Source organism: Nocardia sp. NPDC056000 (genome assembly GCF_042269265.1).
Taxonomy (GTDB): domain Bacteria; phylum Actinomycetota; class Actinomycetes; order Mycobacteriales; family Mycobacteriaceae; genus Nocardia.
Genome location: NZ_JBHJXS010000011.1, coordinates 154,050 through 178,365, shown reverse-complemented (window position 1 = coordinate 178,365; position 24,316 = coordinate 154,050). Strand labels below are relative to the sequence as shown.

The following is a 24,316-nucleotide window of genomic DNA, read 5'->3' as shown; positions in this document are numbered from 1 at the left end:
AGAAACTACCGGCCGACGCGTGATCGTTTCATGATCGGTGGTCACGCTGCCACCGGCGCGGGCGGACCGTCCCGCATACCGGAATGGTCAGACGCTGCGGTCGAGCGCGTAGACGGCTTCCACATCGGCGGGATCGCCGGTGGCCTCCAACCGCACGGCATTGCGGCCGAAGGCGTGGAACAGCAGTTCGGAGGGTTTTCCGGCGAGTACGACGGTGCGATCGCCCACCTGGTGCGCAACCGTGCGCCGGCCGTCGGGTGTGGTGAGCGCGACGGTAACCGCCGATTTGCGATAAGCCATGCGCGACAAGCCGGTCAGCACTTTCCAGAGCCGGTCCTCATCGGCGGCGGAGAGTTCGCGCGGTTCCCAGCCGGGTTCGGCGCGACGCACGTCCTCATGGTGGACGTACATCTCGGTGAGATTCATCAGGGAATCGACCGGTCGCAGGAGCCACGGCGGGCCACCGGCGATCTCATCGAGCAGCTGCGGGAACGGCCGCTTGGCGACCTTGTCCTGCACCCGCTCCAGATAGGGCGCGAAGGGCTTCAGCATGATGCCCGGGGCGGCGTCGGGGCGGCGTTCGCGAACGATCAAGTGCGCGGCCAGATCTCGCACCGTCCAGGTGCCGCACAGGGTGGGCGCGTCCGGACCGGCGGCGGACATGGTCTGCACCAGTGCCTGGCGCTCCCGTTGGGCCATACTCATAAGGCCACACTAACCGGATGGTTGGCGTGATGCATGATGCGCATGCACAGGTGGCGGGGTCGCTGAACGAGGCGCTCGCACGCCGATGGGCGCTCCCCCGGTATCACGCGACCGCACTCGCCCGGGTCACATGATCGCGTCGGTTGAGTTGCGCCTCAATTGCTGGACGGTTCGGCTAGTTAAGCCGAGCACCCGGTCCGTCATAAGGTCGTCCCTTGATCATTTACGCGCCGCCCGATCCGATCCCGGATGGGGCGGTGGGATATGCCGCCGCCGAGCCGGTTCCGGGTTGGCGTCGGCGAATCCGGGTCGGTAGCTTGATCACTCGGTCCATCGGGGAATGGATCCACTGCATACGAAGGGGCAACACCTTGAAAAAGATCGTCAGTGGCGCCGCCGTGATGGTCGCGGCCGCGGGCTCACTGCTGGTGAGCTTGGCGGCTCCGGCCGGGGCATATACGGACAACTTCGGCGCGATCGCGCTGTCGCCGTCCACCGGCCGCATCGGCTACTCCTATGACTATCCGGATCGCGCCGCCGCGCAGGGCGGTGCGATGAACTCGTGCACGTTCGACGACTGCCGTGTCGTCGCCAGCTTCGGAAACGGTTGCGGTGCGGTTGCCTACTCCCGCCGTGCGGGGCTGTACACCTACGGTGCGGCGTACTCGCGTTCGGCGGCCCGCACCCAGGCGCTCACTCGGAACAGCTCCGACGCCACCATCATCCACTGGAACTGCACCACCGGCTACCAGCTCTAATATCCGTTCAGGGGAGAAAATTCGTTGAAGCACAGCATCTTCCGCGCCACCGCCGCCGTGGCGCTGGCCGCCTCCGCCTTCGGACTGGTCGCCTGCAGCACCAGCGAGACCAAATCGGATAGCGCGACCACCACCAGCGCGTCCGCACCCACCAATAACTTCCAGGGCAGCACCGACGACACCAAGGAGACCGGCGCGCCGCCGTCGACCACTCCCGCGCCGAACCTGCCCAAGCCGACGGTCGCCGAACTGAACGACAAGATCACCAAGGCGTTCGACCCGTCCATCGACGCCAAGACCAAGATCGACTGGATCGAAAACGCGGGCCAGGACCCGCAATTGGTCGCCAAGCTCGTCGACGCCGCCAAGAAGAACGACGTCAAGGTCGAGATCACCAACGTTCCGGACCCGGCCGACGGCAAGCTCAAGGCAGATGCCAAGGTCACCATCGCGGGCAATCCCGTGAACAACGCCACCGTCTCGTTCGTCGCCGAGGGCAACGAATGGAAGGTCGACCACGCCTTCGCGTGCAGCATCGTCAAGGCTGCCAAGCTGGATTCGGCTGCCTGCCAGGACAACTAGAGCCTTACGAGGTTCCCGCCCCGACACTCATGTTGTCGGGGCGGTTTTGTTTCAAGGTTCGGTAACCGAGTTCGCCGCACCCGCCACGCCGCACTCCCATGCCTGGATGCGCATATTTCAATCCAGGTATCCATAGGTTGTCTCTTTTGGCGGATACGCGAGAGCGCCCGGTAGCTGGTGCTACCGGGCGCTCTCGCGGTGTGGCTGTTGGTTACTCGGGTCAGACGCCCATGACCGTGGGAACGATCATCGGACGGCGGCGGTACTTGTCCGCCACCCACTTGCCGACCACCCGTCGCACGCTCTGAGCGATGCGGTGGGTGTCGGTGACGCCTTCGCTGGCCAGTCGGCGGAGTTCGGCTTCCACGAGCTCGTGGGCGTCGATCAACGCGTCCGGATCGTCGGAGAAGCCGCGACCGGTGACCTCGGGGGCGCTGACGGCCTTACCGGTGGTGGAATCGACGGCAACGGTGATGGAGATGAAGCCGCCCTCGCCCAGAACCAGGCGGTCCGAGAGGGTGGATTCGCCGACATCGCCGACGGACAGGCCGTCCACGTAGACCTGCCCGACGGGGACGCGCCCGGTGATGGTGGCGATACCGTCCACCAGGTCGACCACTACGCCGTTCTCGGCGAGCATGACTCGCTCTTCGGGAACGCCGGTGGCCACGGCGAGCGCGGCGTTGGCGCGCAGGTGCCGCCATTCGCCGTGCACGGGCATGGCATTGGTCGGGCGGACCGCGTTGTACAGGTACAGCAGCTCACCGGCCGAAGCATGTCCGGAGACATGGACTTTGGCGTTCTGCTGGGTGATGACGGTCGCGCCGATCCGGGTCAGGCCGTTGACCACGGTGAAGACCGCGTTCTCATTGCCGGGGATCAGCGAGGAGGCCAGCACGACGAGATCGTCGGGGCGGATATTGATCTGGCGGTGGTCGCCGCGCGCCATCCGGGACAGCGCCGAGAGCGGTTCGCCCTGTGAGCCGGTGGAGATGAGCACCAGCTTGTGCACCGGCAGGTTCGCGGCCTGATCGATATCGACCACGAGGCCGTCCGGCACATCCAGATAGCCGAGGTCCTGGGCGATCTGCATATTGCGGACCATGGAGCGGCCGACGAAGCAGATGCGGCGGTCGTAGCGCTGGGCCACCTCCACCACCTGCTGGATGCGGTGCACGTGAGAGGCGAAGGAGGCCACGATGACTCGGCCCTTGGCCTTGCCGATCACATTGTCCAGCACGGGGCCGATCTCACGCTCGGGCGTGACGAATCCGGGGACCTCGGCATTGGTGGAGTCGACCAGGAACAGGTCAACGCCTTCGTCACCGAGGCGGGAGAAACCGGCCAGGTCGGTGAGGCGGCCATCGAGGGGCAGCTGATCCAGCTTGATATCGCCGGTGTGCAGCGCGATACCGGCGGGCGTGCGGATCGCGACGGCGATCGCATCGGGGATCGAGTGGTTCACCGCGAAGTACTCGCAGTCGAACGGTCCGTGCTGGGTGCGCTGGCCCTCGGTGATCTCGATCAGCTTGGGCTGCAGGCGATGTTCACGGCACTTGGCCGCGACCAGCGCGAGGGTGAACTTCGCGCCGACAACCGGGATATCGCGGCGTAGGCGGAGCAGGAACGGCACCGCGCCGATGTGATCCTCGTGGCCGTGGGTGAGCACGACGGCCTCGATATCGTCCATCCGATTCTCGATGGGACCGAAGTCGGGCAGGATCAGGTCGACGCCGGGCTGCTGATCCTCGGGGAACAGCACACCGCAGTCGATGATCAGCAACTTGCCGTTGTATTCGAAAACGGTCATGTTGCGGCCGATTTCGCCGATACCGCCGAGCGCGAACACCCGCAGGCCACCCTTGGGGGCGGCGGGCGGCGGGTTCAGCTTCTGGCGTTCCACGCGCGGCTGGGCGGGCGCGTCGGAGCGGTCGTTGCGGCCGCCGCCCTGGCGGGAACGGCCGCCGGGCTTGCGATTTCGCTCACCCTGGCGCGAGCGCGGGGCGGATTCGTCCTGGCGCGCGCGGGCGGGCTCGGCCTTGGGGGCCTCGGTCTTGGCGGGCGCGGCCTCGGCGGTATCGCCGTTGCGGGCGCCACGGGCGGTGCCATTGCGGCCGTTGCGACCGCGAGGCTCCGCCGCGGCTTCCACCGGCGCGGCCTGCGCTACCGGCTTATCCGCGGCAGCGGCCTTGGGCTCGGCCGCTTTCGGCTGTGCCGCAACGGGTTCCGGCTTATCCGGCACGGGGGCCGGGGCTCCCGCGGCGCGGGATGCGGTGCGGCGCGGGCGACGTCCCTCGGGGCTGCTCATGCAAGCACCCCCGCGGCCCGCAAATCGACCGCGAGTTCTGCGAGTTGTTCGGATGTGGGCATGATTTGTGGCAAGCGTGGCTCCCCGGTCTCGACCCCGAGCAGCCGCAGGGCGCCCTTGGTCATGGCGACGCCGCCCAGGCGGGCCATGGCCCGGTTGAGCGGAATCAGGCTGACATTGATTTCACGGGCCCGCACCACATCACCGGCCGCATAAGCGGTGGCGAGCGCGCGCAGGCGATCGGGCACCAAATGCCCGATGACGCTGATGAATCCGGTGGCTCCGACGGACAACCAGGGCAGGTTGAGCACATCGTCACCGGAGTAGAACGCCAGTCCGGTCTCGGCGATCAGTTCCGCGCCGGCGTTCAGATCGCCCTTGGCGTCCTTCACCGCGACGATGCGCGGATGTTCGGCGAGGCGGCGAATGGTGTCGGGCGCGATGGCCACCACCGAACGCGGCGGAATGTCGTAGAGCGTGACGGGCAGATCGGTGCTGTCCGCGATCGCGGTGAAGTGCGCGATCAGGCCGTCCTGGGTGGGACGGGAGTAATAGGGGGTGACGACGAGCAAACCGTGCGCGCCCGCGCGCTGCGCGGTGCGTGCCAGCTCGATGCTGTGCGCGGTGTCGTAGGTGCCGACGCCCGCGATAACGGTGGCGCGGTCACCGACCGCGTCGACCACGGCGTGCAGCAGATCGAACTTCTCGGACTCGGTGGTGGTGGGCGATTCGCCGGTGGTTCCGGAGATCGCGAGCAGATCGACACCGCCGTCGACCAGGCGTGCGGCGAGCGCCACCCCGGCATCGACATCGAGCTTGCCTTCGGCGGTAAAGGGGGTCACCATCGCGACACCGACTGTGCCGGACGCGCGCAGCTCGATTCGCGTCGATTCACCGTTCGTCATAGCCAGAAGGCTACCCGGTCATCGAATCACCTTTTGCATCGTTATACCCGAACCGGCCCGGCGATAACGGTGATTCGCATCGCCCACCTTGGGGTGACGTCAAAAGTTTTCTTGAATGATGTCAGATGTGACAGCACACTGGTGTCATGGATCTGAACAAGTACACCGCCCAACTACGCGAGAACCTCATCGCCGCGGCCGCTCTGGGCGATGAGAAGACACAGTCCACCGCCGCGGCGCTGGCCGCCGCCACCGAGAGTTCGGCCCGGCTGGTTCTGCTCGCGGCGCTGTCGGAATTGGCGAGCGAGGTGAGCGCGTCGGTCGGCGATCGCACCGTGCGCGTCTCGGTCGACGGCACCGACGCCCACGTGGATGTGCGCAAGACCGCATCCGCCGAGGAAGAGCATCAACCGACGTTCGAGGAAATGACCGGGGATATCAGCCGCGTCACACTGCGACTGGTGGAGCAGATCAAATCCCGGGCCGAGGAGGCCGCCGCGCAGAGCGGGCAGTCGCTGAACTCGTGGATGGCCACCGCCGTGCAGGGTGCGCTGCGCGATCAGATGAAGCGGGGCGGCCCGGGTCGCTGGGATATGCCGCGTGAGTCGAGGGAACCGCGGGAACCTAAAGAGCCGAAGGACCCCTCGAACTAGTCGAGCAGCAAGCCCGGCGGCAACGAGCTAATCGGTGACGCTGACCTTGCCGTCCGTATCTATCTCGGTGCGGCGGTCGTGATCCGGGGCGTGTGCGAGGACTGTGGCGAGCACGCTGCGTCCGAGGGGTAGGACTCGCACCGTTACCGATCCGGCGTTCGCGGCATCCAATTCCCTTGTGGCGGCGTCGATTACGCGCCTGCGCACCCATTCTGGGACGCCCGCGAAACCGCCGTCGTCCAACAGCACCACTTCCACTCCCCGGGAGCGAGCACCGCGTGCGGCACCGCTGAGTTCATCGGTGACCAGCTGCGGAGCGCGCAGACCATCGCGGAGTTCGGCCTCGAGCAGGCGGCATTCCTCGCGTTCGGCGGCGGTGAGTTCGGCACCGTCGGCAATGCGCTCGAGTATCGGGCGCGCCACCCGGTCCAGCCGGGCGAGTTGGCGGGTGCGCTCGCTGTCGGAGGCGGCCATGGTGGCCTCGGCAGCGGCGCGGATCATGGCGTCCTCGCGCAGCAGCACCAGCGAGCGCTGCATCGGGCGCATGACGGCCGCGAACACCGAGATGGCGGCGACGGTGCCGATCGGCACGAGCGTGCCGAGCACCGTGCGGGAGTCGAGTTGTTCGCCGAGTCCGGCCAGCAGGATCACCCCGGCGACACCGGCGACGCCCACCCAGGCAAGTCGGCCGCGGCCGCGCAGCACCAGCACGGTCAATACATAGGAAGCCGCGAACGCCGACCACACCGATTGATTCGCGCGTTCGGAGTACGGGGTCATGATGGTGAGCGCGGTGGCGATCGGACCGGAGGCCGCCGCGTACAGCGATACCGGCAGCGGTAGCGGATCCACCGGCATGACGATGACCAGCGCACCGGCGCTGAGAATGATCACCATGCTGAAAAGCGCCGCCCACTGCGGTGATTCACCGAAGTTGCGCAGCATGTACAGCCCGATGGTGGCTTCCAGGATGAGCAGGAACAGCCACGCCGCGCGACCGCGCAGACCTAGCAGATCACGCAGGCCGAAGCGCGAATCCAGTTCGGCCGCGTGGTATTCAACGGGAACCATCGCCACCCCAGACCAGTGTCACGGTGGTGCCCTCGCCGGGTGCGGATTCCACGAAGGCCGAACCGCCCGCCAATTGGCGCATGCGGCCCAGGATGCTCATGGAGATGCCGAGCCGGTCGGCGGAGACCCGCGCCAAGTCGAAACCCGCGCCGTCATCGGTGAAGGCGATGCGAATGCTGCCCGCGCTGATCGTCGCGGTGACGGTGCGGCGGACATCGCGGCCGGGGACATGGGCGTGCCGCAGGCTGTTACGCACCGCTTCGGTGAGCGCGGCGGCGATGGTGCTGGCCGAATGCACCGGCATGCGCAGATCGTCGTAGCCCGGCCAGGTGCGGGTGGCGAAGCGAATGCTCGGATTCACCTCGTGCACGGCGGTTCTCAGGAACAGCACGGCGGTGCGGGCGTCGAGCAGATCGGGATCGCGGTCGTCGCCGCGGCATTCGTCGAGCTGTTCCAGGGTGCGCTCGGCCTGGCGGCGCAGTACCGAGGATTGGGTGCCCGCGCGTGAGGCCTCCAGCAGGGTGGAGAGCACGGCGTCGTGAATGAGCGCGGCGAAGCGGGCGCGTTCGCGATCGCGGCCCTGTGCGGCCGCGGCGGCTGCCGCGCGGCGGCTGGCGATGGCGGATTCGCGGTCGACGCGGGCGGCCGCGCCGGTGGCGGCGGTACCGCACCAGACGAACAGGGCCGCCAAACCGGCTGCGCGCAGGAAGTTCTCGACCACGGACAGCGGCGTGACGGTGGCGACCGTGTACACCGAGGCCAGCGCCGCCGAGGTGGCGGACACCAGCAGATAGGTGACGGCCCAGCGCGCGGGCCAGGCCAGCACGGCCGCTGTCACGGCCAATGCGGTCACGCGGTACGGCCACACCGTGGTGGCGTCCACCGAATGCGTTTCCAGCGCGATCGGAATGGTGGCGAACGCGAAGAGGAAACTGATTGCCGCGCAACCGCATACGATGCGGATCGCGCGCGGTCCGGCCAGCGCGGACACCACCGCGATCACCGGATACCAGCCGAAGGCCAGCACCACGGCGGTGATCGTCCACCAGGCTCCGGCGACCCGGCCCTGTTCGGCGATCTCCGGCAATTCCATACCGCCCACAATGATTCCGGCGATGCCGATGGAGATGCCGAGCCGCCGCATGATGCGGTCGTACGCGGCGGTGGCCGGATCCTCCTGCGGCACCGTGAGTCCGCCGCGCACCCGCCGAATGAGCGCGGTGACGGCGGACATCGAGGGTGCTCCGGGCGTGGTGTCCAGCGTGCCCGACGCGGTCATGCGCGCGGGTGTCGTTCGGGGACGGGCAGCCAGCCGTCCTCGACTGCCCGCTTGTACAGATCGGTTTTGGTCGGGGCCGGGCGGCCCGCGTCGGCGTACTTCTGCCGGATGCGGCCGAGGTAATCGTTGACGGTCTGTTCCGAGAGGCCGGTCATGCGGGCAACGCGGGAGGCTTTCTCACCCGAGGCGTACAGCTGCAGGACCTGCTGCTGGCGCGGGCTCAATCCGACATTGGACAGCTGCGGATCACCGTCGATGGCCGCGGCCCAGTCGGTGGTCACCACCTGTTCGCCCTGGGCGGCGCGGCGCACCGCGGTCACCACGGTGGGCACATCCTCGGATTTGCGGACCACGCCGAGCACACCCGCCCGCGCGGCCTCGCGCACCAGGAACGGATTGTCCGCCCCGGTGAACACCAGCACCTCGATCCCGCGCTCGCGCAGGGATCGCACATTGTCGTCCGGTGAGGATCCGTCGGCCAGCCGCAGATCCAATACCACCAGGTCCAAACGCGGGTTCGCCGACAACAACTCGGCCACCGTGCCCGCGGTGATCACCAACTCCAGATCGGCCTCGGGGGCCAACATGGCCGCCAAACCGATTGCCACCGACTCGTGATCCTCCACCAGCCCGATACGGCGAATCCCCGAATCCTGTGCCTCCACGGCGGCCCTCACCTCTTCCCACAACCGAATATCCGTACTGAGTATGACGGTAACCAGTCCCGATTCGTCAGCCACCAGAATTCGGGGGGAAAAGCCGGGAGCGGGTTTGTAGGGTTTGCGGGGAGAACCGCAGGGCGTGTGAAGGGATCGGAATATGCCGGACGAAGTGCTGCTGGACGACTTCGAGGACACCGGGAAGTGGGAACTCGCGGGGGCGGGGGCGAGTAAGGCGCATATCACCACGTTCGCCGAGGGTGCGCCGGTCAAGGATCCGCTGGCCTATCCGGATGGCGTGCGCGGGGAGGACCATCGGGCGCTGGCGGTGCTGGTGCGCGGGGCCGCCGACGGGCATGAGATCGAACTGGTGGCCAAGGCGGATCGCGCGGTCGCGCTGCCGGGCGAGGTGAGCGGAGTGGACCTGTATGTGCGGTCGCCGCACGCGTCGATCGAGGTGTCCGGGTTCATCGCCGGGGCCGGACAGGACAGCGTCGAGATACTGCTCGGGCGGATTGCCGTCGCACCGGAATGGCAGCGGATCGGGGAGGAATTGCGCGAGGCGCTGACCGGGGCGGAATTGCTCGGATTGAAAATCCGGCTCGTGGAGGTCGTGAAGCAGGCGGGTGAGGTCATGATCTTGTTGGACGATTTGACCGTACGCTCGTCGTCATGAGCGAGAGCACAGAACTATCGCGCCCCGGGCGGGGCACCGCCCGGGCGCTATCGGCATTTCTCTTCGGTATGGGGACTTTGCATTTCGTGGCCCCGAAACCATTCGACGCCTTGATTCCGGACCAGCTGCCCGGATCGGCGCGGGCGTGGACCCTGGGATCCGGGGTCGCCGAGATCGCGGTGGCCACGGCCGTCGCGGTCCCGCGCACCCGGCGGCTGGGCGGATTGCTCGCGACGCTGCTGTTCCTCGGTGTGTTCCCCGGGAATGTGAAGATGGCGAGCGACTGGGTGCGCAGCAGTAAGCCGCTGCCGCTGAAAGTCGGTGTGCTGCTGCGCCTGCCGATGCAGATCCCGATGATTCTGCTGGCGCGGAAGGTGTATCGGCAGGCTGCCTGAGCGCGGTCAGCGACGGGTGATGGCCTCGAATACCTTGGGGTCGACGAGGGTTGAGGTGTCACCCAGTTCGCGGCCCTCGGCCACATCGCGGAGCAGGCGGCGCATGATCTTGCCGGAACGGGTTTTCGGCAGTTCCGGAACGATGTGAATGTCACGGGGGCGGGCGATCGGTGAGATCTCCCGGGACACTTCGGCTTTCAATTCCTTGATGAGGTCGTCGCCGGTGTTCTCGGCCTCGCCGGTGAGGATGACGAAGGCGACGATGCCCTGGCCGGTGGTGTCATCGGACGCGCCGACCACTGCGGCTTCGGCGACACTCGAATGGCCGACCAGCGCGGATTCGACCTCGGCGGTGGAGATGCGGTGGCCGGAGACGTTCATGACGTCATCGACTCGGCCAAGGACCCACAGGTCGCCGTCGGTATCGAGTTTCGCGCCGTCACCGGCGAAATACCAGCCCTTGTCCGCGTAACGGGCCCAATAGGTTTCGCGGTAGCGGTCGTTATCGCCCCAGATGCCGCGCAGCATGGACGGCCACGGCTCGTCCAGGACCAGATAGCCATTGGCTTCGGTCTCGCCGAGGACGACCGGGTTGCCTTCCTCGTCAACGACTTTCGCGGAGATACCCGGGACGGGGGTCATGGCCGCGCCCGGTTTGGCGGCGGCGACGCCGGGCAGCGGCGAGATCATGATCGCGCCGGTTTCGGTCTGCCACCAGGTGTCCACGATGGGAGTGCTGTTCGCGCCCACCACATCTCGATACCAGCGCCACGCTTCCGGATTGATCGGCTCGCCGACCGAACCCAGCAGGCGCAGTGAGGACAGATCGTGGGCGTCGGGGATCTCGCGGCCCCATTTCATGAAGGTGCGGACCAGCGTCGGGGCGGTGTAATAGATGGTGACGCCGTACTTTTCGATGATCTCCCAGTGCCGGTGCTCATCGGGGAAGTTCGGGGTGCCCTCGTAGACGATCTGGGTGGCGCGGTTCGAGAGCGGGCCGTAGACGATGTAGGAGTGGCCGGTCACCCAGCCGATATCGGCTGTGCACCAGTAGACATCGGTCTCGGGCTTGTGATCGAAGGCGGCGTGGTGGGTGTACGAGACCTGGGTGAGGTAACCACCACTGGTGTGCAGGATGCCTTTCGGCTTACCCGTCGTGCCGGAGGTGTAGAGGATGAACAGCGGGTGTTCGGCATCGAAGGACTCCGGCTCGTGCTCGGGTGAGGCGTGCGCGACGGTCTCGTGCCACCACAGGTCGCGGCCCTCGGTCATCGGGGTGTCCAGGCCGGTGCGGTTGACCACCAGCACATGCTCGACACTCGAATCCGTCTGTGCCGCAATGGCTTCATCCACGGCGGGCTTGAGCGCTGCCGCACTCCCCCGCCGCCATTGGCCGTCGGTGGTCACCACCAGCCGCGCTCGCGCGTCCTCGATGCGCTGTCCCAGTGCGCCCGCCGAGAATCCGGCGAACACCACCGAGTGCACCAGCCCGAGTCGCGCGCAGGCCAGCATGGTGACGATCGCCTCGGGAACCATGGGCATGTAGATGGCGACCCGGTCACCGGCGCGAAGGCCCAGAGCGGTGAATTGATTTGCCGCTCTGGAGACTTCGGCCAGCAGGTCGGCGTAGGTGATGGCGCGGGCATCACCCGGCTCGCCGACCCAGTGGATGGCGACCTGGTCGCCGTGTCCGGCCAGCACGTGCCGATCGACGCAGTTGTACGCGACGTTCAGCGTGCCGTCCACGAACCATTTGGCGAAAGGCGCGTCATCCCAGTCGAGTACGCGGGTCCACGGCCGCGCCCAGTGCAGGCGCCGCGCCTGTTCGGCCCAGAAGCCCTCGCGGTCCGCCGCCGCCCGATCGTAGAGGGACACAGTGGCGTTGGCGGCGGCCGCGAACTCGGGGCTGGGCGGATAGCTCAGCCGGTCGGTGTGGTCGCGGTCGATCGTGCTCGTCATTGTGCTTTCTCCAGTCGAAAGGGCAGGGCGGTAAGGGTTCACGAATCGAACGCCGTCAGTGCGCGACGGCCTGCTCGGCGCCGACGCCGGTGAGGGCGCGGACCTCCATTTCGGCGGCCTTGGCCGGATCTTCGTTGTTCCGGCCCAGGTAGGTGCCGACAATGCCGAGGACGAAGGCCAGCGGAATGGATACGATGCCCGGATTGGACAGCGGGAACCAGGCGAAATCGCGGCTCGGGATCATGGCGGTCTTCGCACCGGATACCGCCGGGGAGAAGACGATCAGCACGATCGTCGAGATCAGGCCGCCGTACATGCTGAACAGCGCGCCGGTGGTGTTGAAGCGCTTCCAGAACAGCGAGTACAGGATGGTCGGCAGATTGGCCGCGGCGGCGACCGCGAAGGCCAGCGCCACCAGGAAGGCGATGTTCTGGCCGTTGGCGAGGATGCCGAGGCCGATCGCGATCAGGCCGATCACCACGGCGGTGATGCGGGAGACCCGAACCTGTTCGGCCTCACCGGCTTTACCGCGTTTGATGACCCCGGCGTAGATATCGTGTGCGAAGGAGGCCGAGGCGGTGATGGTGAGTCCGGCGACCACGGCCAGGATGGTCGCGAACGCCACCGCCGAGATAATGCCGAGCAGCACCACACCGCCGAGTTCGAAGGCCAGCAGCGGAGCCGCGGAGTTCTGGCCGCCCGCCGCGGCGAGGATCTTGTCCGGGCCGACGATGGCGGCCGCGCCGTAGCCGAGCACCAGGGTGAAAACGTAGAACGCGCCGATCAGGCCGATGGCCCAGACCACCGAGCGGCGGGCTTCCTTGGCGGTGGGCACGGTGTAGAAGCGCATGAGCACGTGCGGGAGTCCGGCGGTGCCGAGCACCAGTGCCAGGCCGAGGGAGACGAAGTTCAGCTTGGAGGTTTCGCTGCCGCCGTACTGCGCGCCGGGAGCCAGCACATCGCGATGTGCCACAGCCTTGTTCGCGGATTCGGAGACGTGCTGCTGCGCCGAGCCCAGGATCTCGGAGAGGTTGAAACCGAACTTGCCCAGCACCATGACGGTCATGAACGCCGCACCGGTGATCAGCAGGACGGCCTTGATGATCTGCACCCAGGTGGTGCCCTTCATACCGCCGATGAGCACGTAGGCGATCATGAGCAGGCCGACCACCGCGATGACCACGGATTGTCCTGCGCGACTGTCGATATCGAGCAGCAGGGCGACCAGACCGCCCGCGCCCGCCATCTGGGCCAGCAGGTAGAACAGCGAAACGGTCAGGGTGGACAGGGCCGCGGCGGTGCGCACCGGGCCCTGCTTCAGACGGAAGCTGAGCACATCGGCCATGGTGAATTTGCCGGTGTTCCTGAGCATTTCGGCGACCAGCAGCAGCGCGACCAGCCACGCCACCAGGAAGCCGATGGAGTACAGGAAGCCGTCGTAACCGTAGACGGCGATGGCTCCCGCGATGCCCAGGAAGCTCGCGGCCGAAAGATAGTCGCCCGCAATGGCAATGCCGTTCTGCGGGCCGGAGAAACCGCGGCCACCGGTGAAGAAGTCCGACGCGCTGGCGGTATTCCGGCTGGCACGGACCACCACGACCATGGTGACCGCGACGAACACCGCGAAGATGGCGATATTGGCGGCCGGATTGCCGACCGTGGTGGCGGCGAGAGTGCTCGTGGTACTGGCGAAGACGTTCATGCCTGTCCGCCTTCCAGTTCGGCGCGCAGTGCGGCGGCGCGGGGATCGAGCTCGCGCCCGGCGAAACGCACATACAGCGCCGTGATCACGAAGGTGGAGACGAATTGCCCCGCGCCCAGGATCAATCCGACATTGATATTGCCGATCACCCTGTGCGCCATGAAGTCATGCGCGTACGCGCCGAGCAGCACGTACACCACGTACCAGGCCAGGAAGAGCGCGGTCATGGGGAAGACGAAGCGGCGCAGTCGATGACGCAGTTCCTGGAATTGCGGACTGGCTTGGGCGGCGGCGAAGTCCGCTGCGGTCAACTCGCGCGGTGGCGCGGCGAGACCGGATTCGGTACTGCTCATCGGATTCCTAGCGTGTGATGTGGCTAACTGTGACGACGCTAACCAGCGCGGCGACCGGGCAGAACGGTGTGGGCTGGGTCACTCGACGAAGGTGCCCGGTTCTGCGGTGAGCGGTCGGTTCGGCGCGATGAACGGTCAGGCCGAGCGCAAGCCCCGTTCACGGTCCGCGCCCATGCCCAGGGGTTCGGGGGCATGCATGCGGACGAAGATATTCGCGATCTCCGGGGCGGATTGGCGACGGGTCAGGCGGCTCACCAGGATCATCGCGGCGAAGGCGACGGGGACGCTGACGGCGGCGGGATAGCTGAGCAGGGCCGAGGGCCAGCCCGCGGCGAGGGTGTGCGAGACGCCGCCGGAGACCGAGACGGCGGTGGCGGTGCCGGACAGCAGGCCGCCCGCGATGAGGCCGACGGCCGCGCCGGTGGCGGTCAGGCCGCGCCACCAGATGCCGAGCACCAGCAGCGGGCAGAGGGTGGATGCGGCGACCGCGAAGGCCAGGCCGACGGCGCGCGAAAGGTCCAGGGAGACAACGGTCAGGGCCAGCAGCAGCGGCACGGTGCCGGTGATGATCGCCGCCAGGCGGAAATCGCGGATGCGGCCGCGCAGCAGATCGGTGCCGACCACGCCCGCAATGCTGACCAGCAGGCCGGAGGAGGTGGACAGGAATGCCGCCACCGCGCCCGCCGCCACCAGGGCCGCGAGGAGTTGGCCGGGGAGACCGGAGAGTACGGCGCTGGGCAACAGCAGAACCGCGGCGTCCGAGGCTCCGGCGTTGGAGAGCCTCGCCGCGTACAGGCGCGCGAGTATGCCCAGCAGCACCGGGAACAGGTAGAAGAATCCGACCAGGCCGATCACCGAAAGCGCTGTGCTGCGGGCTTTTCGGCCGTCCGGGTTGGTGTAGAACCGCACCAATACGTGCGGGAGTCCCATGGTGCCCAGGAACGTCGCGATGATCAGCGAATACACCTGATACATCGGATGCGGGCCGCCGAGCCCGCCGCCGGGGAGCAGCCACTGCGCATCGGTGACGGCGGTGAGATGCGGTGCGCTCGAATCATCGTCGTGCCGAAGGAAATACGCGAGCAGCACCAGGCCCGGGATCGCGATGGCGGTGAGTTTGAGCCAGTACTGGAATGCCTGCACGAAGGTGATCGATCGCATGCCGCCGCCAGCGACGGTGCCGATCACGATGGCGCCGACCGCAACCGCGCCGACCCAATCCGGTACGCCCAGCAGGATTCTCAGCGTGAGGCCCGCGCCCTGGAACTGCGGGATCATGTAGACGCCGCAAATGAGCACCACGACAAGGGCGGTCAGCTTGCGCACCGGGCGCGACCCCAACCGGAACTCCACGAAGTCGGGCATCGTGTACGCGCCCGAACGGCGCAGCGGTGCGGCGACGAACAGCAGCAGGCCCAGATATCCGGCGGTGAATCCGACCGGATACCAGAGCGCGTCCGCACCGTACTTGGCGATCAACCCCGCAACACCGAGATATGAAGCAGCGGAAAGATATTCACCCGAGACGGCCGCCGCATTCCAGCGCGGCCCCACCGACCGCGAGGCCACCAGGAAATCCGAAGTCGTCCGGGCCAGCCGCACCCCGTAACTGCCAATGGCCACGCTCGCGAACGCGGCGAGCAGCAACGCCACCACCGTCATCCAGGATCCCGGCTGCGAATCCACCTCAGTCCCCGGTCAATTCGCCGAAGTCCTGCTCATTGCGCTCGGCCAGCCGCACATAGACCACCCCGGCCACGAACAACATCGGATACACCGCGAACCCGAGCAGCACCCAGGGCAACCGCAGCCCGAAGAGTTCGGCGCTCCCCAGCGGCCCCAACGCGAACAACAATGGCAGCGCCCCGAGCGCACCCACCACGACCAGACCCACGCGCACGGCCAAGCCGAACTGCGCGCGAATCAACCCGCCGATCATGGCTGCGCCCACCTCGGTCTGCTCGGCCACCTCCACCCGGGTCCGTACCAGCCGAGCGCCCCGCCGCTCGGCGAGCACCACCCGCTCTCGCTGCGGCCGTTGCCCACTCGTCATCGGACGGCCTCGACCAATGCGGCGGTAATGCTGTAGTCGGGCACTGAGCGTTTTCGCGCGCCGGATGGACGAGCCGCCGCGCGAAGTCGCCTATGTGGCGACGCTCCACCGCATCCCGGTCGATTCAGCGCCCGCATCAGCGCGGGGTCCGATGCTGACGCGGCGTATGGATCAACCGTTGTTTGAGGTCGCGCACCTGGCGGCGGCTGACCGGGAGTTCCACCGCCGCCGCGCTGCCCTCCGCGCGCAGGCAGACCACCGTGCCGGTGCCGACCGTGCGCAGCCCGGTGACCAGACGTAGGGCCACCAGGTAGGAGCGGTGCACGCGCACGAAACCGGCTTCCTGCCAACGGGATTCCAGCTCGGAGAGCGGGATACGGACCAGATGCGAGCCCGAATTGGTGTGCAGGCGGGAGTAATCGCCGTCCGCTTCGACCCAGCTCACCGAGGCGCGGTTCACCAGCGTTGTCGCACCGCCGAGCTCGACCGGGATCACCTCGTGCGGATCGATATCCGCCACCGGCTGCGGTTGGGCGCGCCCGGCGATGATGCGACGCACGGCCTCCGCCAGTCTCGCTTCTCGCAGTGGTTTGAGCAGGTAGTCCACCGCGCCCAGATCGAATGCCGCGACTGCCCGATCATCGTGCGCGGTCACGAACACCACGGCGGGCGGTCTGGCGAACTCCGACAGGATGCCCGCCAGCTCGAGACCATCGAGCCCGGGCATATTGATATCCAGGAACACCGCGTCCACCGCATGCGCCCGCAACAGTCGCAGCGCGCTGGTGGCATCGCTCGCGGCATGGATCTCGCCGACCCCGGATTGCGCCCGCAGCAGATAGACGAGTTCATCCAGGGCCGGTTTCTCGTCATCCACGGCGAGCACGCGTAGCGCGGCGTCGGTCGAGTCGGTGGTCCTGGTCACAGTCCGGACATCCTAAACCCGGCATATCCGACCTCGTCATCCCGGCATGTTTTCGGCCGGGATCCGCAGCCGATCGATGGACCCCGGCCGAAAGCGCGCCGGAATGACGAGATGGGCATGAGCACCCCGGCTCGGATACGCGGCTTCGCGACCCTCATGCCCGCACCCCCGGACGGAATTTGGGGACGCGCATGCTGACCTTCGTTCCCGCGCCGGGAGCGGTGTCGACTGTCAGGCCGTAGTCGTTGCCGAAGGCGGCGCGGAGGCGGTCGTCCACGTTGGCGAGGCCGACGTGGGCGGATTCGGCTGTGCCGGAGGTGGTGTGGATGGCGTCGAGGGCGCCGGAGCGCAGGATTTCGGGATCCATGCCCGCGCCGTCGTCCTCCACCGAGATGAGGCAGTCGGCGCCCGCGTCCTCGGCGACGATGGTGACGGTGCCGAGACCGGGCTGGGTGGCGAGGCCGTGCCGGACGGCGTTCTCGACCAGGGGTTGCAGGGCCAGGAAGGGCAGTACGACCGAGAGGACATCGGGGGCTATTTGCAGGCGCACGCGCAGGGCTTCGCCGAAGCGGGCGCGTTCGAGCGCGAGGTAGCGGTCGATATTGGTGAGTTCGTCTGCCAGAGAGGTGAATTCACCGGCCGTGCGGAAGGAGTAGCGGGTGAAGTCCGCGAAATCGAGGATGAGTTCGCGCGCTCGATCCGGATCGGTGCGCACGAACGAGCCGATCGTATTGAGCGCGTTGTAAATGAAATGCGGGCTGATCTGGGCACGCAACGCACGCACCTCGGCCCGGTCCAGGCGGGCGCGGGAGGCGTCGAGCTCCGCCAATTCGATTTGGCCGCAGGCATATCGAGCCACCTCGGCAACAGCGCCGAGCATGCCTGGCCCGGGCTTGCCCCGCGTCACCGCCCCGAGCGCACCGACCATCCCGCTGTGCTCACTCGGAAGCGGTTGCGCCAGCAGGGTATAGCCGTCCGCACAGGAGACGAGCACGGACCGCTCCCCCGCGATCGCGCGACTCGCCGCCTCCCCGAACGCTTCCCCGAGTTCGGCATGCGCGCCATCCCACGCCAGCAGCGTCCCGGCGGCATCGGCGATACCCAGCGCTTCGGCACCCGTGAGTGCGCGCAGATAGGGCGCGGCCTGTTCGGCCGAGTCCCGAGTCAGCCCGCCGCGCAACGGTTTCGCCGCCAGCGCGGCCGTCTGCAATGCCGCGTGCACCGCCCGCTCGGCGGGCGTGGTCACCGATCGGCGCGTGCGCGGCCACGCGAACAGCGCCGCCGCGATGAGCGCCCCGGCGATGACGATCGCGACCGAGGTAGCACTCACGGCATGAGCTGAGCGGCCAGAGTAGCCCCCAGCTCCCAACACCGCTCCACATCCTGCTTGGTCGGCGGCCCCGAAATAACCACGGCCGCAGCCGCTTTCTCCCACCCCAGCCCGGTGGTAATGCTCTCCACCCCGCGCTCGGCCCCCTCGGTCCCCTGGTTGCCGTGCATGTACATGGCGTACGGCCGCCCCCGGGTCGAATCCAGGCACGGGTAGTAGAAGGTGTCGAACGCGTGCTTCAACGCCCCTGACATATACCCGAGATTCGCGGGCGTCCCGAGTAGATAGCCATCCGCCTCGAGCACATCGCTCGCGGTCACGGACAAAGCCGCCCGCCGCACCAACTCCACACCCTGAATCTCCGGATCGGTGGCCCCCGCCACCACCGCCTCGAACATCTCCTGCATATGTGGTGACGGCGTGTGATGGATGAGCAGCAGCTTCGGCACGCACCCGAGCCTAATGCCGGGTACGCCGGTATCCGCCAACCCTGCCCCGAATACGAAACAGCCGCGCCACCCGTACTCGGGTGGCGCGGCCGGTTCATTCAGCCCGTGCTACTTGGCCGTCTCGCGCTTGGGCAGTTTCCAGCCCGGGCGGGGGAAGTGGCAGGTGTAGCCCTCGGGGTAGCGGAGGAGGTAGTCCTGGTGCTCCGGCTCGGCATCCCAGAAGGTGCTGGCCGGGGTTACCTCGGTGACCACCTTGCCGGGCCAGAGGCCGGAGGCGTCCACGTCGGCGATGGTGTCCAGGGCTACCTGCTTCTGCTCGTCGTCGAGGTAGAAGATGGCGGAGCGGTAGCTGTCGCCGATGTCGTTGCCCTGGCGGTTCTTGGTGGTGGGGTCGTGGATCTGGAAGAGGAATTCCAGCAGGGCGCGGTAGTCGGTGACTGCGGGGTCGTAGTCGATCTCCACGGCTTCCGCGTGTCCGGGATGGTTGCGGTAGGTGGGGTGGTCGTTGCGGCCGCCGGTGTAGCCGACCTTGGTGGAGAGCACACCGGGCTGGCGGCGGATCAGATCCTCCATGCCCCAGAAGCATCCGCCGGCCAGAATCGCCTTGCGCGTGTCGGTCACGCCTCCTCCTTCGTGAAGAGAGTCTTGTACTGTCCGTAGCCTTCCGCCTCGAGGTTATCGAGGTGGATGAAACGCAGGGCCGCGGAGTTGATGCAGTATCGCAGTCCGCCCTGATCGCGCGGGCCATCGGTGAACACGTGCCCGAGATGGCTGTCACCGTGCGCGGACCGCACCTCGGTGCGAATCATCAGATGGCTGATATCGCGCTTCTCGAACACATTGGTGGCGTCGATTGGTTTGGTGAAGCTCGGCCACCCCGATCCGGATTCGAACTTGTCCGTCGAGGCGAACAATGGTTCGCCGGATACGACGTCCACGTAGATTCCCGGCTCGTGGTTGTCCCAGTACTCGCCGGTGAACGCTCGCTCGGTGCCGTTCTCCTGCGTGACGTGGTACTGCTCGGGTGAGAGCGCCGCTACCGCCGCCGGATTCCGGTTGTATTCCTGTGTCACCTGACCTCCTCTTATCGGCCACACGTACAACCGGCCGCCCCGGATGGAAGTTCCCGCCCCCGGCCGGCGTCACACTTCGTTCATTATTCGCCACGCCCGGGGCGCGCGGCTACCTGCGCTGGTGGCGGCGCAGTTGGGTCGACGCGATCGAAGCGATCAGCGACAGCGCGGCCAGCACGGCGAAGGCCAGCTGATATCCGGAAACCGGGGACCACTCGGAAGCCGTTGCGCGGGAGAGGATTACCGCGACGACCGCGACTCCCACCGCACCGCCGATGCGCTGCAGGATATTGACGAAGGCCGCCGCGTCGGGCAGTTGATCCGGGCGAACGGCGGCATAGGCGGCCGACACCAGTGGCATGCCCGCAAGCGCCGTCGCCACACCCGCCGCGAACAGAAGTAGCTGTACGACAAGGAGATTCGCGTCCTTCGGCAGGAACGCGAAGGGCAAGAGAGTCACGGCCACGCCCAGATTGCCGAAGATGGCGATGAAGCCGCCGCCGAATCGGTCGGCCAGGCGGCCACCCAGGGGCAAGGTGATGACGCCGCCCGCGCCGAAGGCGATGAGCAGCACACCCGTGCGAATCAGGCCGTCACCGTGCAATACCTGGAAATACAGGGGCAGCAGGACCATGACGCTGAACATGGAGGCCCCGGCGAAGAAACTGGCGGTGTTCGCGGCGGCGAAGACGCGATTGCTGAACATCCGGACATCGAGCAGCGGCCGGACGCTACCGGCGGTGCGAAGGATGAAACCCGCCAGCGCGGCCAGGCCGAGCACGACCGGCAGCCAGACCGATAGCGATGCGGCGGAACTGGTTTCGCCGATTTCCGACAGCCCATAGACGACCGCGGCCACACCGCCGCCCGCCAGGATCAGGCCGATGACGTCCAGCGGTTGCGTCGACCCACCGGGCCCCAGGGGCAGATAGCGCAGACCGAGCGCGAACCCGATCAGCCCCAGCGGGATATTGATCAGGAACAGCCACTGCCAGCTCCAGTGCGCGAGCATGAGACCGCCGACGGTCGGCCCGAGGGCGGGCGCGCCGACCACCGCGATGCCGACCACACCCATGACCCGGCCCATGCGCTGCGGCCCGGCGGCCTGCCCGAGAATGGTTTGACCTGCGGGAATCATGACTCCCGCGGCCAGGCCCTGAAGCACCCGCAGGGCGATGAGCCAGCCGGCGGAACCGGCCAGGGCGCACAGCCCCGAGGTGATGGTGAACGCGAGCATGGCTCCCAGCCACAGCCGCCCGACGCCGAAGCGGCGGCCGAGCCAGCCGCAGACGGTAAGCGAAACACCAAGGGCCAGTAGGTATCCGCTCGCGACCCATTGAATCGTGGCGAGCGAGGCGTGCAGATCCGCGCCGATGGTGTGCAACCCGATATTCACCAGTGAGGTGTCGAGCATGCCCATGATCGCGCCGAACACCACGACGGCGGCGGTGCGCCAGACGTAGGCGGGGATCTTGCCGGATGCGGAAGGGGCATCCGGTGCGCGAGAGGTGGTGGGGGCGTTGGTATCCGGGCGCGTCTGCGTCATCGGATGACTCCTTCGAATGTGCTTGAGCTTCCCAATTGCAGACTCTAACAATGATTGAGCTACTCAACAATAGATATAATCCGCAGGTGACCGAAAGCCGCGACTACTACCCCCGGGACCTGCTGCGCTATCCGACCTACGCGCTCGGCAAGCTGCACAAGGCCATGCACGTCGAGCTGGGGACCCCGCTGCGCGAGCACTGGGTGCTCACCTATCTGTCGGAGTTCAGCGAGATCTCCCAGCAGGAGATGGCCGACGCGCTCGGCATCGACCGCAGCGAAGTGGTGCGCCTGATCGACAGCCTGGAGAAGTCCGGCCTGGTCACCCGCACCCGCGATGCCGACGATCGGCGCAAGTACCGGCTGGCCATCACGAATTCGGGCCGCGCGCTGCGCGATGAGACCAATGCCCGGATCTCCGCCGCCACCGACAATCTGCTGCACCGGCTCACCCCCGCGGAACGCGAGACGCTGCACCGGCTTTCGCTCAAGGCGCTCGGTTACGACCTGGACGAGCTCTGACCGATACGCCTGATCTGCCCGGATGCGCGTCCGGCCCGGCAACCGGGCGACTACCGTGAACGGGTGCCCTCTCGACCGCGACTACCGCGTTTACCCCAGCTCACGCCCGCACTGGACGCGCATCGCGGCTACACCCAGCACGAAATCCTGGACGAACTGCGCAGGCTGATCCTGGGCGGCAATCTGCCGCCCGGCACCGGAATGCCGCTGGGTGAATTGGCCAGGCAGTTCGGGGTGAGCGCCATTCCGGTGCGGGAATCGCTGCAGACGCTCATCGGCGAGGGCCTGGTCGAGCATCGGCCCAATTTCGGCTATCAGGTCACCCTGCTGACCGCCGCCGAACTGAGCGAACTGTATGTGGTGCGGGAGAGCCTGGAGGCCGCCGCGCTCGCCGCCGCGGTCTCGCGGGCCACCGCCGAGGATCATGAACTCGCGCGCGAGACCCATGCCCGCCTCGAGCGCGCGATTCTCACCGAGGACGCGGTGGCCTATCACCGCGAGACCCGGAACTTCCATCTCGCGCTGGTGCTGCCGTCCGCGATGCCGCGGGTGGTGCACATGCTCGAATACGCCTGGAATATCACCGAACCGGTGCAGCCGATGGTGCACGCCAGCACCGCCGATCGCGTGGTGCTGCACGCCGATCACAGCAAGCAGCTCGCGGCCTTCCTCGCACGTGATGCGGCGGCGCTGTTGGACGCCACCGCGGCACACCATCTGCGACTCAACGGAGTACTGTCGCGACTGCCCACCGACACCGGACTTTTTGCGGATTCCGCAGGTGGGAAAGATATATAGTTTCAGCAACACCCGGGCAATACCGGCTCGATAGCGTCGCGCACACCCTTGTTCCCGAAGGCCGGGACCCGATGAGATCGGATGTGCGACATGCCCGAAACCGTTGCGCCGCCGTCCACGAGTGCGCCCGCAGACGCGCGACACTCCACGGTGACCAACGCGCCGGACTACGACCCCCGGTTGGTCAATGAAGACCTCGCCCCGCTGCGTGAGCAGACCTGGGGCACCTACAACATTTTCGCGTTCTGGATGTCGGACGTGCACAGCGTCGGCGGCTATGTCACCGCGGGCAGCCTGTTCGCACTGGGCCTGCACAGCTGGCAGGTGCTGATCGCCCTGGTCGTCGGCATCACCATCGTGTACGGGCTGTGCAATCTGGTGGCCAAACCCTCGCAGGTGACGGGTGTGCCGTATCCGGTGATGTGCCGCAGCGCCTTCGGTGTGCTGGGCGCGAATGTGCCCGCCATTATTCGCGGTCTGATCGCGGTGGCCTGGTACGGGATTCAGACCTTCCTGGCGTCGGCGGCGCTGGATGTGGTGCTGATCAAGCTGTTTCCCGGGCTCGCGCCGTACGCGGTGGTCGATGACTACGGATTCCTCGGGCTGTCCGCACTGGGCTGGGCCTCGTATCTGATTCTCTGGGTGTTGCAGGCGGCCGTGTTCTGGCGTGGCATGGAGTCGATTCGCAAGTTCATCGACTTCTGCGGTCCGGCCGTCTACGTGGTGATGTTCGTGCTGTGCGGCTACCTGATCTGGAAGGCCGGCTGGAGCGGGATCGACCTGAACCTAGGTAAGCAGACGCTGTCGGGCTGGTCGGCGCTGCCGGTCATGCTGGGCGCGATCGCGCTGGTGGTCTCCTATTTCTCCGGTCCGATGCTGAACTTCGGCGACTTCTCGCGCTACGGCAAGTCCTTCGCGGCGGTGAAGAAGGGCAATCTGCTCGGGCTGCCGGTGAACTTCCTGGTGTTCTCGCTGCTGGTCGTGGTGACCGCGTCGCTGACTATTCCGGTGTACGGCGAGTTGATCACCGATCCGGTCGCGACCGTGGCGCGCATCGACAACACCTTCGCCATCGTGCTGGGCGCGCTGACCTTCACCATCGCCACCATCGGCATCAATATCGTGGCCAACTTCATCTCCCCCGCCTTCGATTTCTCGAATGTGAATCCGCAGCGCATCAGCTGGCGGATGGGCGGCATGATCGCCGCGGTCGGATCGGTGCTGATCACGCCGTGGAATCTGTACAACAACCCCGATGTCATCCACTACACGCTGGAAACGCTCGGCGCGTTCATCGGCCCGCTGTTCGGTGTGCTCATCGCCGACTACTACCTGGTGCGCAAGCAGCGGGTGAACGTCGATGAGTTGTTCACCATGTCCGAGCACGGAAGTTATTGGTACCGCAGGGGTTACAACCCGGCGGCTATTCTCGCGACTGTTGTCGGCGCGGTGTTCGCGGTGATTCCGGTGCTGGCCTCGGGCCGGATGACCGGGATGTACACGGCCGCGCAGTACAGCTGGTTCATCGGCTGCGGTCTCGCATTGGCCGGGTACTACCTGCTGGCCACCCGGGGACCGCTGCGCCTGTCCGTACCCGTATCCGAAGATCGGTGAGA

At 67.0% G+C, this 24,316-nt stretch carries 25 protein-coding genes; 8 read left to right on the top strand and 17 right to left on the bottom strand.

The features are described from left to right. Positions 1-87 precede the first annotated feature (87 nt). Positions 88-705: a TIGR03085 family metal-binding protein gene (locus ACFC4D_RS30435; protein WP_376068409.1), complete on the bottom strand. Its 618-nt coding sequence runs from the start codon at positions 703-705 to the stop codon at positions 88-90. 371 nt (positions 706-1,076) lie between these two features. On the opposite strand from ACFC4D_RS30435, the gene ACFC4D_RS30430 reads away from it, so the two are divergent. Both ACFC4D_RS30430 and ACFC4D_RS30425 read left to right on the top strand, forming a co-directional pair. After that, on the top strand, positions 1,077-1,463 hold the full coding sequence (locus ACFC4D_RS30430; protein WP_364631112.1) for a DUF4189 domain-containing protein: 387 nt from the start codon (positions 1,077-1,079) through the stop codon (positions 1,461-1,463). A 24-nt stretch (positions 1,464-1,487) separates the two neighbouring features. After that, positions 1,488-2,045 carry a hypothetical protein gene (locus tag ACFC4D_RS30425; RefSeq protein ID WP_364631108.1) on the top strand — a complete coding sequence of 186 codons (558 nt, stop codon included), beginning with the start codon at positions 1,488-1,490 and terminating at the stop codon, positions 2,043-2,045. A gap of 220 nt (positions 2,046-2,265) precedes the next feature. Here the strand turns inward: ACFC4D_RS30425 and ACFC4D_RS30420 are convergent, their stop codons facing one another. Next, complete coding sequence (locus ACFC4D_RS30420; RefSeq protein WP_375954398.1) at positions 2,266-4,353, bottom strand: RNase J family beta-CASP ribonuclease; 2,088 nt, start codon at positions 4,351-4,353, stop codon at positions 2,266-2,268. Beyond that, positions 4,350-5,258: a 4-hydroxy-tetrahydrodipicolinate synthase gene (dapA, locus tag ACFC4D_RS30415; RefSeq protein WP_364631102.1), complete on the bottom strand. Its 909-nt coding sequence runs from the start codon at positions 5,256-5,258 to the stop codon at positions 4,350-4,352. Before dapA ends, ACFC4D_RS30420 begins: the two co-directional genes overlap by 4 nt. 146 nt (positions 5,259-5,404) lie before the next feature. Here dapA and ACFC4D_RS30410 point away from each other — a divergent pair, with 146 nt between their 5' ends. Further along, positions 5,405-5,911 carry a hypothetical protein gene (locus tag ACFC4D_RS30410; protein ID WP_375954399.1) on the top strand — a complete coding sequence of 169 codons (507 nt, stop codon included), beginning with the start codon at positions 5,405-5,407 and terminating at the stop codon, positions 5,909-5,911. A 27-nt stretch (positions 5,912-5,938) separates the two neighbouring features. Here the strand turns inward: ACFC4D_RS30410 and ACFC4D_RS30405 are convergent, their stop codons facing one another. From ACFC4D_RS30405 to ACFC4D_RS30395, 3 genes are read right to left on the bottom strand one after another with little or no spacing between them, the layout of a single operon-like run. Further along, on the bottom strand, positions 5,939-6,982 hold the full coding sequence (locus ACFC4D_RS30405; protein WP_375954400.1) for a hypothetical protein: 1,044 nt from the start codon (positions 6,980-6,982) through the stop codon (positions 5,939-5,941). Further along, complete coding sequence (locus ACFC4D_RS30400; protein ID WP_375954401.1) at positions 6,969-8,261, bottom strand: sensor histidine kinase; 1,293 nt, start codon at positions 8,259-8,261, stop codon at positions 6,969-6,971. Before ACFC4D_RS30400 ends, ACFC4D_RS30405 begins: the two co-directional genes overlap by 14 nt. Then, positions 8,258-8,926 carry a response regulator transcription factor gene (locus ACFC4D_RS30395; RefSeq protein WP_364631090.1) on the bottom strand — a complete coding sequence of 223 codons (669 nt, stop codon included), beginning with the start codon at positions 8,924-8,926 and terminating at the stop codon, positions 8,258-8,260. Before ACFC4D_RS30395 ends, ACFC4D_RS30400 begins: the two co-directional genes overlap by 4 nt. Positions 8,927-9,080: 154 nt before the next feature. On the opposite strand from ACFC4D_RS30395, the gene ACFC4D_RS30390 reads away from it, so the two are divergent. Further along, positions 9,081-9,596, top strand: coding sequence for a hypothetical protein (locus tag ACFC4D_RS30390; RefSeq protein WP_376068407.1), 516 nt, complete (start codon positions 9,081-9,083; stop codon positions 9,594-9,596). Continuing rightward, on the top strand, positions 9,593-9,991 hold the full coding sequence (locus ACFC4D_RS30385) for a hypothetical protein (protein ID WP_364631084.1): 399 nt from the start codon (positions 9,593-9,595) through the stop codon (positions 9,989-9,991). The genes ACFC4D_RS30390 and ACFC4D_RS30385 overlap by 4 nt, the downstream gene beginning before the upstream one ends. Positions 9,992-9,997: 6 nt before the next feature. On the opposite strand, the gene acs is transcribed toward ACFC4D_RS30385, so the two are convergent. The 11 genes from acs to ACFC4D_RS30330 form a co-directional block, all read right to left on the bottom strand. Further along, entirely contained in the window at positions 9,998-11,950 is a 1,953-nt protein-coding gene (gene acs, locus ACFC4D_RS30380) for an acetate--CoA ligase (RefSeq protein WP_376068405.1), read from the bottom strand. A 55-nt stretch (positions 11,951-12,005) separates the two neighbouring features. Then, positions 12,006-13,652, bottom strand: coding sequence for a cation acetate symporter (locus ACFC4D_RS30375; protein ID WP_376068403.1), 1,647 nt, complete (start codon positions 13,650-13,652; stop codon positions 12,006-12,008). Further along, the gene (locus ACFC4D_RS30370) at positions 13,649-14,005 is read right to left on the bottom strand and encodes a DUF485 domain-containing protein (protein ID WP_364631075.1); all 357 of its coding nucleotides are present in this window, start codon (positions 14,003-14,005) and stop codon (positions 13,649-13,651) included. The genes ACFC4D_RS30375 and ACFC4D_RS30370 overlap by 4 nt, the downstream gene beginning before the upstream one ends. 135 nt (positions 14,006-14,140) lie before the next feature. Continuing rightward, positions 14,141-15,667 carry a cation acetate symporter gene (locus tag ACFC4D_RS30365; RefSeq protein ID WP_376068402.1) on the bottom strand — a complete coding sequence of 509 codons (1,527 nt, stop codon included), beginning with the start codon at positions 15,665-15,667 and terminating at the stop codon, positions 14,141-14,143. A gap of 25 nt (positions 15,668-15,692) precedes the next feature. Beyond that, positions 15,693-16,058 (bottom strand): hypothetical protein, encoded by a 366-nt coding sequence (locus ACFC4D_RS30360; RefSeq protein ID WP_375954410.1) that lies wholly within the window; start codon positions 16,056-16,058, stop codon positions 15,693-15,695. Between the two features lie 136 nt (positions 16,059-16,194). Continuing rightward, complete coding sequence (locus tag ACFC4D_RS30355) at positions 16,195-16,983, bottom strand: LytR/AlgR family response regulator transcription factor (RefSeq protein WP_376068400.1); 789 nt, start codon at positions 16,981-16,983, stop codon at positions 16,195-16,197. Positions 16,984-17,137: 154 nt separating this feature from the next. Beyond that, a complete protein-coding gene (locus ACFC4D_RS30350; RefSeq protein WP_376068398.1) occupies positions 17,138-18,313 on the bottom strand; it encodes a sensor histidine kinase in 1,176 nt (391 codons plus the stop codon). Continuing rightward, positions 18,310-18,762, bottom strand: coding sequence for a flavodoxin family protein (locus ACFC4D_RS30345; RefSeq protein ID WP_376068396.1), 453 nt, complete (start codon positions 18,760-18,762; stop codon positions 18,310-18,312). The genes ACFC4D_RS30350 and ACFC4D_RS30345 overlap by 4 nt, the downstream gene beginning before the upstream one ends. A 108-nt stretch (positions 18,763-18,870) precedes the next feature. Further along, positions 18,871-19,383: a peptide-methionine (S)-S-oxide reductase MsrA gene (msrA, locus tag ACFC4D_RS30340; protein WP_375954417.1), complete on the bottom strand. Its 513-nt coding sequence runs from the start codon at positions 19,381-19,383 to the stop codon at positions 18,871-18,873. Next, on the bottom strand, positions 19,380-19,835 hold the full coding sequence (msrB, locus tag ACFC4D_RS30335; RefSeq protein ID WP_375954419.1) for a peptide-methionine (R)-S-oxide reductase MsrB: 456 nt from the start codon (positions 19,833-19,835) through the stop codon (positions 19,380-19,382). Before msrB ends, msrA begins: the two co-directional genes overlap by 4 nt. 109 nt (positions 19,836-19,944) lie before the next feature. Then, positions 19,945-21,381, bottom strand: a complete 1,437-nt coding sequence (locus tag ACFC4D_RS30330) for a DHA2 family efflux MFS transporter permease subunit (RefSeq protein ID WP_376068395.1) — start codon at positions 21,379-21,381, stop codon at positions 19,945-19,947. 86 nt (positions 21,382-21,467) lie between these two features. On the opposite strand from ACFC4D_RS30330, the gene ACFC4D_RS30325 reads away from it, so the two are divergent. From ACFC4D_RS30325 to ACFC4D_RS30315, 3 genes are all read left to right on the top strand, one after another. Then, positions 21,468-21,902, top strand: a complete 435-nt coding sequence (locus ACFC4D_RS30325) for a MarR family winged helix-turn-helix transcriptional regulator (RefSeq protein WP_376068393.1) — start codon at positions 21,468-21,470, stop codon at positions 21,900-21,902. Positions 21,903-21,965: 63 nt separating this feature from the next. Beyond that, the gene (locus ACFC4D_RS30320; RefSeq protein WP_376068391.1) at positions 21,966-22,700 is read left to right on the top strand and encodes a GntR family transcriptional regulator; all 735 of its coding nucleotides are present in this window, start codon (positions 21,966-21,968) and stop codon (positions 22,698-22,700) included. A gap of 90 nt (positions 22,701-22,790) precedes the next feature. Continuing rightward, positions 22,791-24,314 carry an NCS1 family nucleobase:cation symporter-1 gene (locus ACFC4D_RS30315; RefSeq protein WP_376068390.1) on the top strand — a complete coding sequence of 508 codons (1,524 nt, stop codon included), beginning with the start codon at positions 22,791-22,793 and terminating at the stop codon, positions 24,312-24,314. Positions 24,315-24,316: the final 2 nt, after the last annotated feature.

Excerpts from the sequence above, each read along its gene's own strand:
- ACFC4D_RS30435 (WP_376068409.1), bottom strand. The coding sequence starts at position 705 with ATGAGTATGGCCCAACGGGAGCGCCAGGCACTGGTGCAGACCATGTCC.
- ACFC4D_RS30420 (WP_375954398.1), bottom strand. The coding sequence starts at position 4,353 with ATGAGCAGCCCCGAGGGACGTCGCCCGCGCCGCACCGCATCCCGCGCC.
- dapA (WP_364631102.1), bottom strand. The coding sequence starts at position 5,258 with ATGACGAACGGTGAATCGACGCGAATCGAGCTGCGCGCGTCCGGCACA.
- ACFC4D_RS30410 (WP_375954399.1), top strand. The coding sequence starts at position 5,405 with ATGGATCTGAACAAGTACACCGCCCAACTACGCGAGAACCTCATCGCC.
- ACFC4D_RS30405 (WP_375954400.1), bottom strand. The coding sequence starts at position 6,982 with ATGGTTCCCGTTGAATACCACGCGGCCGAACTGGATTCGCGCTTCGGC.
- ACFC4D_RS30400 (WP_375954401.1), bottom strand. The coding sequence starts at position 8,261 with ATGACCGCGTCGGGCACGCTGGACACCACGCCCGGAGCACCCTCGATG.
- ACFC4D_RS30390 (WP_376068407.1), top strand. The coding sequence starts at position 9,081 with ATGCCGGACGAAGTGCTGCTGGACGACTTCGAGGACACCGGGAAGTGG.
- ACFC4D_RS30385 (WP_364631084.1), top strand. The coding sequence starts at position 9,593 with ATGAGCGAGAGCACAGAACTATCGCGCCCCGGGCGGGGCACCGCCCGG.
- acs (WP_376068405.1), bottom strand. The coding sequence starts at position 11,950 with ATGACGAGCACGATCGACCGCGACCACACCGACCGGCTGAGCTATCCG.
- ACFC4D_RS30375 (WP_376068403.1), bottom strand. The coding sequence starts at position 13,652 with ATGAACGTCTTCGCCAGTACCACGAGCACTCTCGCCGCCACCACGGTC.
- ACFC4D_RS30370 (WP_364631075.1), bottom strand. The coding sequence starts at position 14,005 with ATGAGCAGTACCGAATCCGGTCTCGCCGCGCCACCGCGCGAGTTGACC.
- ACFC4D_RS30365 (WP_376068402.1), bottom strand. The coding sequence starts at position 15,667 with ATGACGGTGGTGGCGTTGCTGCTCGCCGCGTTCGCGAGCGTGGCCATT.
- ACFC4D_RS30360 (WP_375954410.1), bottom strand. The coding sequence starts at position 16,058 with ATGACGAGTGGGCAACGGCCGCAGCGAGAGCGGGTGGTGCTCGCCGAG.
- ACFC4D_RS30330 (WP_376068395.1), bottom strand. The coding sequence starts at position 21,381 with ATGACGCAGACGCGCCCGGATACCAACGCCCCCACCACCTCTCGCGCA.
- ACFC4D_RS30315 (WP_376068390.1), top strand. The coding sequence starts at position 22,791 with ATGCCCGAAACCGTTGCGCCGCCGTCCACGAGTGCGCCCGCAGACGCG.